5 protein-coding genes are annotated in these 12,001 nt (G+C 45.1%); 2 read left to right on the forward strand and 3 right to left on the reverse strand.

Going from position 1 to position 12,001, the window contains the following annotated elements:
- The first annotated feature begins 3,274 nt into the window (after positions 1-3,274).
- Positions 3,275-3,568 carry a hypothetical protein gene (locus CIK93_RS04550; RefSeq protein WP_094446714.1) on the forward strand — a complete coding sequence of 98 codons (294 nt, stop codon included), beginning with the start codon at positions 3,275-3,277 and terminating at the stop codon, positions 3,566-3,568.
- A 158-nt stretch (positions 3,569-3,726) separates the two neighbouring features.
- On the opposite strand, the gene CIK93_RS04555 is transcribed toward CIK93_RS04550, so the two are convergent.
- The 3 genes from CIK93_RS04555 to rbr form a co-directional block, all read right to left on the reverse strand.
- Entirely contained in the window at positions 3,727-6,519 is a 2,793-nt protein-coding gene (locus CIK93_RS04555; RefSeq protein WP_094446715.1) for a BspA family leucine-rich repeat surface protein, read from the reverse strand.
- 1,092 nt (positions 6,520-7,611) lie between these two features.
- Positions 7,612-9,840, reverse strand: coding sequence for an exo-alpha-sialidase (locus tag CIK93_RS04565; protein ID WP_254046735.1), 2,229 nt, complete (start codon positions 9,838-9,840; stop codon positions 7,612-7,614).
- Positions 9,841-10,042: 202 nt separating this feature from the next.
- Positions 10,043-10,582, reverse strand: a complete 540-nt coding sequence (rbr, locus tag CIK93_RS04570) for a rubrerythrin (protein ID WP_094446718.1) — start codon at positions 10,580-10,582, stop codon at positions 10,043-10,045.
- Positions 10,583-10,745: 163 nt separating this feature from the next.
- Between rbr and CIK93_RS04575 the strand changes: the two genes are divergently transcribed.
- Entirely contained in the window at positions 10,746-11,990 is a 1,245-nt protein-coding gene (locus CIK93_RS04575; protein ID WP_094446719.1) for an aminoacetone oxidase family FAD-binding enzyme, read from the forward strand.
- The last annotated feature ends 11 nt before the right edge of the window (positions 11,991-12,001 follow it).

Genomic DNA, 12,001 nt, shown 5'->3' on the forward strand with positions numbered 1-12,001 from the left:
CAACTTCAATCCCGTTATCGCAAGATACTATATGCGACTCGTAGAACGTGGAAAGAAGAAGCAGGTTGCACTGAATAATGTAAAGAACAAACTCATACGTTTGGTCACTGCTATGGTCCGAAATCGCAAAATTTTCTCACCAGAATATAAAATATCAGCATAAATTAAAAATAATGGTCAAAATATTTGGATTTTAACATAGAAAGCGGATCCACGGAGCACACAGAGTACATGGAAAGATTCTGGTTAAAGATTTTTCTTAAGATTTTCGTAGGATGATAAAGACCACTCCCTCAGACTTCAGACTTCAGACTGCATTTTCGTTAAAGATTATATTTTAGTTGCCTGCCGGCAAGAAATCTTGGAGGAAATCTTCATGTAAAATCTAAGGACCTAAACGGTCCAGAAATCTATTTAAGATTGCTATCTTCCTAAAATATTTCTTGCCGTAGGCAACATCTTAAACAAGATTTCCCCCAAAGATTTCTTGCGAAGCAACCCCATAAAAAATCGTTTCCAGAAACTGTCAACTGTCAACTGTCAACTGTAACGCTTGTGAATGATGATATTGACTACGGATAGTTTTGGAATGACATTGATCTGTATTCATGACATAGCTGCTGACTGCAACTCCGGAAAGCTGAACGGGTATGCTCCGGAATATGCAAACAAGTGAAACAGTATCTGTTCCCCTGTTTCATCCCCCTGTTTCATGGTTGCCTCATAAGTAAGTCATAACTAACTCCGCACTAAGTCCCAAAATTGGCGGACAATGATTGGAGGTACAAGGAACAGAAAGGGAGAATACCAATGATGTGGAAATGAATTGTATGATTGGAATTGCAGTCTAAAGCGTTACAGTTGACAGTTGACAGTTTGGGAAAAGCAAAAAATCATCCAAGCGTTACAATATAACAGTATAACAGTTTCCATAAACCATATTTTTGCGATGGGCTCCGAAAATGTCACACGGATTACATGGATGACACGGATTTTTATTTGCAAGTTCCCTCCCTTTTTAATATCACACAGATATTCTGGAGCAGCGAAGACAGAGTGAAAGCTCGGTTTTACTCTGTTGAGTCGCGTCAGAATAAGCCAAAGGCAAATCACAGAAATTTATTATCCACGGAACACACGGAGAACACGGAAAAGATTAAAGTTAAAGAAACGCTCTGAGGAAGGTGTTCGAGTGCATTTTCGTCTTTGATTTATTTGCTGTGTTATGCGCTTGGCTTATATTGTCAGGAGAGAATTATAAAAAAAACTATGCGAACACGAGATTAAAATATCTGTAATAAAGTTAAATAATATTAAATATTGAATCAAAACTGCCAAAACTCTTGCATTTCGGGGGTGTCATGTTGTATCTTTGTGTTTCAAGCCGAGGATGATTTCCAAAACAAGAAAGAAACCTTTAAACCAAAAAAATCAAATAAATAATTTAACAACTAAAAAGCTGCTTATGTTTACAAAACAAGTAATTCAACACGCCATCTGGTCCCGACAGAAAGACCACGGTTTCCCGATCGCTTCTCGTTCGGTTCCCGTTAACTTCTCGTTAGGTCCTCGTTCGTCTCTCGTTCGTCTCTCGTTCGTTATTCGTTAGTCTATCGAAGACCGATCGAGAACCGAACGAGGAACAAGCGAAAAACGAACGAAAGAGCAACGAATGTCGGTCGAGAAACTATCGAAAACTCGACGAGAAGCCATCGTCATGGCTGGCTCATGGCTGGCAAAGTACCCTTAAGCAACCACAAACCAGAAAAATGCCTTTTGCCTCAAACCTGCCGAGGTGGAATCCTGCACTTCCTTTCCCACACTGAGCATTTTCTCGGCGAATAAAACCATTTCGTCCATCCCGACGGATCCTATGCTCCAACCATGCCGAAACTCCCTCCACGGGCTTATAACGCCTTGTTGTTCCCCAAATAACCGACGGAGAGAATCCAGAGTCCACCCCAAAACACCCTACCATAAGCCCAACAGCCCATCTTTATAGGCTCAACCACAGGTCAAACCATAAAAATCATGTAAAGCCTTACAAGAACCCTCAATATTATCATTTTGTGCAATGTGGGTATTGTAACTTTACAAATGAAGCATAATACAAGTTCGATATATTTACAGAACGATGGATTTTGGCATCAATTCAATCCATTATTTCACGGAAGCCCTCTTTTGTCCAACTCCTCTTTGATGAAGGCATCATATCATGTCTGGATGATGTCGAAATCACAGAAATCACGGAAATCTTTTATCCACGGATCACACGGAGAACACGGATTTTTTTATGTCGCACAGAAATCACGGAAATCACAGAAAAAGATTTTGTTTAAAGATTATTTTCAAGATTTTTATTTAGATTTACCTTTAGCTTATTTTTGTCACGACTCGGCATAGTGAAAGCTTGCTTTCACTCTACTCTCGCTGCTCCAAAAATTCGAGCCTGTAAGGCGATCCATAATAAATTCGTCCCCAAAAGCGAGGTGCTCGAGCGCATTTTCAGTTAGGATTTTCGTTAAAGATTATATTTTTAGTTGCCTTTCGGCAAGATGTTTTGGAGTAGCGAAGACAGAGTGAGAGACGCGGCTTTCACTATGCTGAGTCACGACAAAACAAACCATAGGTAAATCTTGGAGGAAATCTTCATGTAAAATCTAAGGACCTAAACGGTCCAGAAATCTATATTTAGTTTTAATCCGACAACCCTAAAATATTTCTTGCCGTAGGCATCATCTTAGACAGGATTTCCACAAAAGATTTCTAGCCTTCAGGCTACCCAAAAAAGTCCACGTAACACACGGAGAACACAGAGAAAGATTTTCGTAGGATGATAAAGACCACTCCCTCAGACTTCATTTTTGTGTTACAGTTGACAGTTTTTGAAAAGCAAAACTGGTGCGTTTAGACCTCCTGAATCATTCTTCGACGAAGGACTGACCAAATGAAAATGAAGATGAATATAAATTTTTCTGTCAACATCTTCGTAACTCTCATTATATTTTTATATATTTCCATGGAAAAATCTGAAACAGGGGAATTACTCCCCAAAACATAAAAAGCAAAAAAACGTGCATCAGTCTTGATGCCATCGACATGTCCCTGTGATATTTTATGTTCAGCGTCTGCTCCATGATGCTCATGGGATGCGACAGCCTTTTCGACTACCATCCATATGATACGCGCTTCGACGGAGAGACAAATATTAACAAGGGGAATATCTCCAGAATAGAGGACGCTGAAGGAGAACTTCATACCCTGGAGCTGTTATATGAAAGGCGGCTGGATGCTGGAGCCATTGTCTTGTGGACTGTATTTCAACACAGTGTTCGGGTCGGAGTTCTGGGACCGCGAGCCCGAACGCTATCCCGACAACTATTATCCACTGTTGAAGACTAAGGTGCGCACCAACATTTTCATTGGCCAGCGCATGACGAAAATTATCCCTGCCAACCGCCGCAAGTTCCTAAAAAGCATCACGCTGTTTTATGAGATTAGTTCGTGCGACCTCTACATCCGTTCAGCATTCATGGACAGCAAGGTTTCGCTGGGCGACATCCTTTGACTGTCGATAGGAATGAAGTTGCAGATGCTGTGAATAAATAATCTCCACAACAGATTATTCTTTACGACGTAGAACGAACACACCACAAGCGTAATTGAGTGGAGTGTGATTAAAACGAGTTGACGAGTTGAAACTTGTCAACTCGTCAACGAAAAAAATTAATATACGCTGTATGTGCAATACTGGGTGAGGAACGGCTTGCTGTTGCGACCTCCAGTAGTGTTGGTAAAAACCTGTATCAAATCGTATGTGGCACGCGAACACTTTAATGTTGCCTTCTTCGACTTGTTGGAAGTGCAATAGAACCAATAGTCGATATTGACATTGGAAGGCACATTGAAATTGGGTCCGAGGTCGATTTCTTCTATATATGCACTATTAAACATACTGCCGATACTTGTTACATTGTCAGCGCTCCATCCCGAGATGTTTATCTTCTTTGCATTTCCACAATTAGCGAATGTGCTGCTAAGGTTCTGAACTGACGTAGTATTCCAGCCGGAAAGGTTGATGGAAGTGGCAGTGCATCCCTTGAATGCGCTGTCCATTGTGGTGGCAGAAGAGAAGTCGGCATCTACACATGTGAACTCACCGTTGCCGCCTACACCAGCGAACGCATTCTTCATATAGATGATATTCGACGTATTGCTCTTGCCGAACACAACAGTCTGAAGACTCTTGCAATTGCTGAATATAGAGGTGAAATCATTGGCATTATGGAAGTCAAACGAAGACATGTCCACCTTCGGCAACAGATAGCAGTTGGTAAACATCTCCTTAACTCCCGTTTCCTCCAACGATGTCTTGCTACAATTCATTTTCACATCGGTGAGCTTCTGACAATTCCAGAACATACGGTTGAAGGTTCTAACCTTATCAGTGTTCCACGAACTGATATCCACAGACTTGAGCGAATAGCAACGGTCAAACAGGCTGTTCATCGAGGTGACGTTGGACGTGTTCAACCCCTTCACGTTTACAGACTCCAGACTCTCACATAGAGTAAAGATTCCGGACATATTGGTCACGTTTGAAGTGTTGAGCGGAGTGAGGTCCACGCTCTTCAGCTTTCTGCATTGATTGAACATGCCTGCCATGTTGGTGCAGAGCGAGATGTCAAGTCCCGAGAGGTCAACCTCCTCCAAGCCAGAGCAATTAGCGAACATGGCAGAGCAAGTGTTGCGGGTGCTTACGATTGCTCCGGGAGTGGAGACGGTGATGGTGGCCTTGGCGGCATCCCATTCCATGTAAACATTATGCTGCAAATTTTTATCATTGCCTGCTATCCTCTTGACATTGACGGGGAGACTACTTCCTTTATACCCATTATATTTGTCGCTATGGCCTATGATGTTCACCTTCTTTACGTCGGCAATCACTCCTCCGTTAGCTTTTACGAGACTCTCTATATTATTTTTGAATCCTCCGTTGGCTTGTATCAGCTCTCCGGCATAAGTCTCCGACTTCTGGTTAAGCTTGAATGTAAACTTCTTGCTGATGTTGGTGGTTGGGGTTAAGGTGACGTTAGCACTCTTGTCCGAGCCGTTATAGTTGGCATATACGAAGAGTATTAGTTTCCCATCCTCCTTGGAGAAATCGTATATCCATCCCTGCTCGCCGAAGCACACGTCAAAGTCGCAGTTGGCTTCAATGGGTATTTCCACCCTTCCTCCGGCTGCTGGAGCTTCCACCAGAGTCTGCTTAACGTTAATGTATGGTTCATTCTGAACGTCTGGAGAACTTGGGACATCGCCCTGAGCATAGTCAATGACAGACTCTGAGTCGAAGTCGGAGATCCAGTCGGAATCCGTTGCGCCGCCGCTTGTCATCCAATTTGAAATCTTCGGGAACACCTTGTTAATCTTATATCCCTCAATGGTATGAGGCATATAGCCTTCCACCCTGAACGCCCATACGAGTCCTCCATTGTGGAAACTGCTATCGTCAGTGTTTGATGCGAATCGGGTTACTGCAGTGTTCTTCTCGTGTATCTCCACCATGTTCTGTGTGTTATAGATGAAGAAGTTGAGGTCTTTGTCCCTAATGTTCAACTGTGGATTGCCGTCTAACGGTCGTGTGAGTATGATGGTGACATAAGGCAAGCTTTCCTGTGATATCTTTGGCAGATTAACATTGAAATAGCCGTTGCCTTTCTTTAGGTTCTGTGCTCCGTTCACTCGGAAAACAGGAGTGCCGCTGGCATCAGATTCCGATACGTTCTCCACCGAAAGGCGCGTATCCGACGAGAGCCAGTTCACTTCGAGTCCGTCCACATCCACACCCTTTACCTCAACTCCAGGCACAAACGGCAGTTGGCCGCCTATGGCACGTATCTGAAGAGTGATTTCCAGGGTCTCCGAAGTATCGGACTTTCCATACTGTTTTCTGTAGCCAAGCACGAAGTCGTTCATATCGTAGTCGCCCATTTCTGGATACATGTCCTCAAAGAGCACTGTGCCATACACCGAGTTGTTGGGTGAGAACACCACGGTCTTGTCGCTTCCCAACGGCGTCAGCGCCTCTGACGCGTCAGTAATCTCGTCCGATATGTTGGCGGCACGAGTGAGAACCTGCTTTTTACCGATGTCAATGGTGCGCACCACTGTCTTGCCATCCTTGTCGAGGTAGGCAAGATATAGGTTTTCAAACGTTTTGAGTGTAGTGAGAGATACTGTTTCCAGTTTATCAGCCTCAAGCATTGTGGTACACATTAGTTTCTCTAAGTTCTCGTCCTCATATATATACGCACGAGTCGTTACATTGCTTATAAGCTGTATATCCACGTCTTGCGACATGTTCCAGTCAAAATCCAAAGGAACTTCAATTGAATCATTACCTTCAGTATTCATGCCAGGGTGAAGATTGGCTTCAACACAAGCACCGAGTGTTGTAAAGGCGATTGAAACGCCAGCCAACCTTAAGATTTTACAAAAATCTGGTTTAATGTTCATGACTTAAAAAAAATTGCGCGGTTAGTATTCATTCTCAATTTGGCGCAAAAATAAAAAAAAATATTGAATTGTCCAAGGAATTAGACAAATATATTTAATAATATCCTAAAAATATTCACTTTTCAAGTAGAAAGTGATGTCACAGGAACAGGTCCATGCCATCAATCCCAGGCGTTACAGTTTGACAGTTGACAGTTTCGATAAAGCAAAACTATGGATTATCGTTTTAGCCTCAAATATACCTATATAAATGGAATAAAAGGTGGAAATAGTTTGTGGATTGAAGAAAAATGTGTAATTTTGGAGGCGAAAACCTTACTATGATATAGAAGGAAAATGGGGTTAAACGAAACCACATTGGATTATCAACAATTTAAATATAGATTATGTACATATTATTATTTGTAGCTTTTGCCGTTTTTATCACCATCAGCTGGATGATGAAAGATGTATGATAGGTGAAGCCTCTTAAGGTTGCACACGGATGTTTTAGTCGCACGGATTTTACTTTTGTCCTTACAGGACGATTGTAAAATGTTTTGTTGTGTCCGCAGGACGTCGCCCTGGGCTAAGGAAGCCGTTGGGCTTCCAGCCCGGGGCTGCTTGTTCCGTGATTCCGTGTCGTCCGTGTGCTCCGTGGATTTTTTTTGGTAGCCTGAAGGCTAGATGTTTTGGAGTAGCGAAGACAGAGTGAGAGTTCCATTTCATGGCACCTTTTCTCGCCATGGCAGAATTAAAGCGAGCTTTATTCTGCTCATCTGGCTTAACGAAAACGTTCGCTTTCACTATGCTGAGTCACGACAAAACAAACCATAGGTAAATCTTTGGAGGAAATCTTTTTTAAGATGTTGCTTCGCAAGAAATAATCTGTAATTCAGGGAGGCAGTAAACGAATCCTTAACAAAAATCTCAACTTAAAATGCGCTCGAGTTCCTCGCTTTTGGGGAGGGTTTTATTATGGATCGCATCAGAGATGCTCGAAATCTTAACAAAAATCTTTCTCCGTGTACTCCGTGTGCTCCGTGGATTTTTTGAGTTGCCTACGGCAAGATATTAAAAGACCCGTGTCGTCCGTGTGACATTTTCCGTGTGCTATTGGCGGAGAGAACCGCATACGAGTCCTCTTCCGTGTGTACCCACATAGACGCGGCCGTATTCTTGCATGTCTCCGCAAATGTGGAGGACAAGACCATACTGGTGGTTGTCATCGTTGATGCGCACCCAGTTGTTGCCAGAGTCGTCAGAACGGAAGAAACCATAGACGCCATCTACTACACCTATTATATATAGGGCGGGATAGCCATCTTCTATGCGTGACTTGCCAAAACCGAAAGCATAGAGGGTGCTGACATGAGGCATGGCACCCACGGCCTGTAGGTCAGCGTTGAGATGATACAGTCCATCGTAGGCGGCAAGCCATAGGTCACCTTCGCGGTCGGGCATGGCGTATATGCGATCTTGACCGCCCCGATTGTCGCCCCGTTTTTTCTTTTCGGTGGTTCGCAATGTGATGTTGAGCGGTTTTGAAGTGAAGGTTCTACCCGCATCTATACTGGTATAGAGTGTTTTGTTGATCACATCGACAGCATAGAAGCGTTGTGGATTTACTTTGTCGGCGATGACTTTGATGTTTTTGGGGAGACCTTGACATGTGTTCCACGATTCCCCTTTGTCGGTAGTGAATGAGGGTAGGGCACCGCGTGGCGTCCATATCCATACCGAGGCATCGGCATTGACAGCGATGTGTCCGCTCTCCGCTTTTTCTACAGGAGCATTTGCGCATGGCTTCCATGTGCGTCCGCCATCTTCAGAATACGAGATAGGTGGAATGTCGAATAGATGGTTGAAGATGACACCCACGCGCACCATGACGTCAGGTTTGTTCCATGCGCCAGTTACTCCGTCGGTATTGCCGAAATATGGAGCGTAGTGCATGCCCTCCGGTACTGGTTTGGTGATGTCGAAATGCGTATATCCGCCGTAGTCTCCCACACCGCTTACTATGCTTGCTCCCGTTGGGGGAGCATAGAGTTCGAGGGGTACAGTTTCCTCAACTCCCTTAGTGGCAATGCTCCACACGATGGTGTCGCCCTGTCGTTCGCCGGCAGAGAGATTGAACGTTTCCCAACCTCCGAAACCAGTAGTGAAATAGGCATGATCGGCATTGCAGGGGTCGATCTCTATGTCGAACATCCAGTGGAGCGGTGCCATCTTCGTATAAGGAGCTTTGCTATGGTCGTATCTGTAACCATGTTTGAAGAGTGGTATCCATTGTTTACCGCCATCGGTACTGCGAAACATTTCCTCGTCACCGTAGCCGTATTTCTTCCCTAGTCCGTGTGTGCTTACAATGATATGTTGCGGATGGTGTGCATCGACAGCAACTGCAGCATATCCGAATCCCGATTTCTTGCCCTTGTCGAATTTCAAAGGAGAGATGTCCGTCCATGTGTTCTTCTTGATATCGTAAGCCCACAGTGCGCCATCGGTCATGGGTGACGGTCCTGGCGAATCGGCATAACTGATATACAGTTTTCTGTCGGCAGCCATGACCATGTGGGTGGGGCGCAGTCCGACGGGTTGATTGTCAACGGCTTTCCAACTCTTTCCGGCATCGCGGCTGACAAAAATGCTCTGTCGGTCTTTGAGCGAAACAGCCACAAAGATATTCTTTGCATCGTTGCCTTTCTTCTCTTTTTTGTCGAATACAACGGCAATGATGCCGCTGCCTCTGTTCATGCGGTTTTGGGGATTGGAGAAGTCCGTCTGTTCTGTGACATCAGGAAAAGTGTCCACGCGCTTCCATGTCATTCCTTCGTCAACTGACCTCCAGAGTCCGTTGAGCCGTGTTCCGAAGTAGATATTGCGTGAATTGAGCGGATCAACCATCATTCGTTCGCCGTTGCCACGTCCGTTCTCGTTGCCTCCCATGGCAATGGGCACTTTCACCTCGATGAATGATCTGCCTCCGTCGTTTGATTTCAGAATACTTCCCGTCTTAATTGTATAAGTGCCACAGGCCAGATACACCTTTTGGTCGTTGTTGGGGTCGATAGCCACGCTCTCCACCCCTTGCAGATTTTGATTGTCGAGCGACACCCAGTCGAGCATCTGTATCCACTCTTTGTTGACCGCATCCCATCGGTATGCGCCTCCCATATCTGTTCTGCAGAAGCGTACGTCAGGGTTAGTCGGATGAAGAATAAGCCCATCTACGAATCCTCCGCCGACGATAGGTACATTCTTCCATTGGTATTGTTGTGCTGAAGCAGTCATGCCTGTCAACAGGCAAGCGATGGTTAATAGAAAGTGTTTCTTCATATTCCTGAATATCATGTTGGGTTATTAGTATTGGACTGTAAAGGTAGTCATTATTCTGAAGAAAACCACAAAACTTTGTGTAATAAATGCAAAAAAGCTGTTTTTCTGGTATTGTATTTCAATCAAATGGCCTATCAAGCAAAACCATCCGGCAGAAAAGGAATATCTGCCGGATGGAATATAGATGATAGGTTGTCAACGCTTAGAAGTTGTCGATGTGGATTTCGAAGTAGGCTTGAGGATGAGCGCATACGGGGCAAACCTCTGGTGCTTTCTCACCAACTACGATGTGTCCGCAGTTGCGACATTCCCATACTTTCACTTCACTCTTAGCAAACACCTCCTTCATTTCTACGTTGTGAAGCAGTGCGCGATAACGCTCTTCGTGGCGTTTCTCGATAGCAGCCACCAGGCGGAATTTCATTGCCAAGTCAGCGAAGCCTTCCTCTTCTGCGGTTTTAGCAAATCCCTCATACATATCAGTCCACTCGTAGTTTTCTCCTTCTGCAGCAGCAGCCAGGTTTTGAGCGGTGTCTCCAATGCCGTTGAGTTCTTTGAACCACATTTTAGCATGCTCTTTCTCGTTGTCGGCAGTTTTTTGAAAGAGTTCAGCAATTTGTTCGAAACCTTCCTTTTTTGCTTTTGATGCGAAATAGGTATATTTGTTACGTGCTTGCGACTCGCCAGCGAATGCGGCCTCGAGATTCTTCTCAGTCTGTGTTCCAGAATACTTTGTTGTCATAGTCTTTATTGTGTTTAGTTTATATCATTGATGTTTATTGTTCATGATGCAAAGTTACGGATTATTCCAATAGGTTGTTTGAAAATAAAAGAAATCGAATGGTAAATAATGGAAAAAACATGAAAAAACACATGTTTTGCCATTTTTTTAGTATCTTCGCATAATGAAACAAACGATAGCAATCATAGGAGGCGGTGCCGCGGGCTGCTTTTGTGCCATAGCGGTCAAGCGCCTGTTGCCTCACGCAGATGTCACGGTCTATGAAGGCGGCCGTAAGGCGTTGGCCAAAGTGGCAGTGACAGGAGGTGGACGGTGTAATCTGACCAACTCGTTCCGGCATGTGGAACACCTTGCCGCAGTATATCCGCGTGGTGAAAAACTGATGAAGCGACTGCTGAAAGGCTTTTCTGCTGCCGATGTCTGCCGATGGTTTGAGCGCGAAGGGGTGCGCTTAGTGACGCAAACCGATGAGTGTGTGTTTCCCAAATCGCAGTATGCGATGGAAATAGTAGATACGCTGTTGTCGCTGATGCGTCAGTTGGGCGTGACGCTGAAGTTAGGTCATCGTGTCAGCGCTATAGCCCATGAGGATGAGTGCTATCGGTTGACTTTCTCACCGGCCGATAACGTTCAGCAACCAACCGTTACTGCCGACATGGCGGTAGTGACGACAGGAGGCAGTCCGACGATGCAGGGTCTGCAGATGCTTGCCGGTTTGGATTTAGAAATGGTGTCGCCAGTGCCATCGCTCTTCAGCGTATGTGTTGCCGACCGCGCTCTGACCCAGTTGACGGGAACCGTGGTAGAACATGCGACCGCCGCCCTTCCCGGTACTAAATTCCGAGGCGAAGGTCCGTTGCTCATCACTCATTGGGGCATGAGCGGCCCTGCCGTACTGAAACTGTCGAGTCGTGCAGCACGCCATTTGCACGGCTGTGGTTATCAGCACGACCTTTGCATCAACTGGTGTGGAGCGATGACGCTCCCTGAAGTGGAGGCCATGATAGGGGAGATGAGTGTGGCACATGGTCGCAAACAGGTATCTACTGTGTATCCGCCCCATTTGAACAGCCGACTTTGGCAACTGTTGGTTGACCGATCGCAGATACGTGGCGAACAGCGTTGGGCAGAACTTCAGAAGAAACAGATCAATCGATTGGTGAATACGCTGACTGCCGATGTCTATCGGATGACAGGTAAGTGTAGGTTTAAGGAAGAGTTTGTGACCTGTGGAGGTGTGGCCCTTTCCAATGTCAACCTCTCTACCTTAGAATGTAAGCAGCATGAAGGTCTTTATTTTGCAGGTGAGGTGCTCGATGTAGATGCCGTCACAGGCGGTTTCAACCTGCAGGCAGCTTGGACCATGGGGCATACCGTTGCCGTTGCCATCAACAAGAAGTGCCATTGACCGACAGTCTG

This window comes from Prevotella sp. P3-92, assembly GCF_002251205.1.
GTDB lineage: Bacteria > Bacteroidota > Bacteroidia > Bacteroidales > Bacteroidaceae > Prevotella.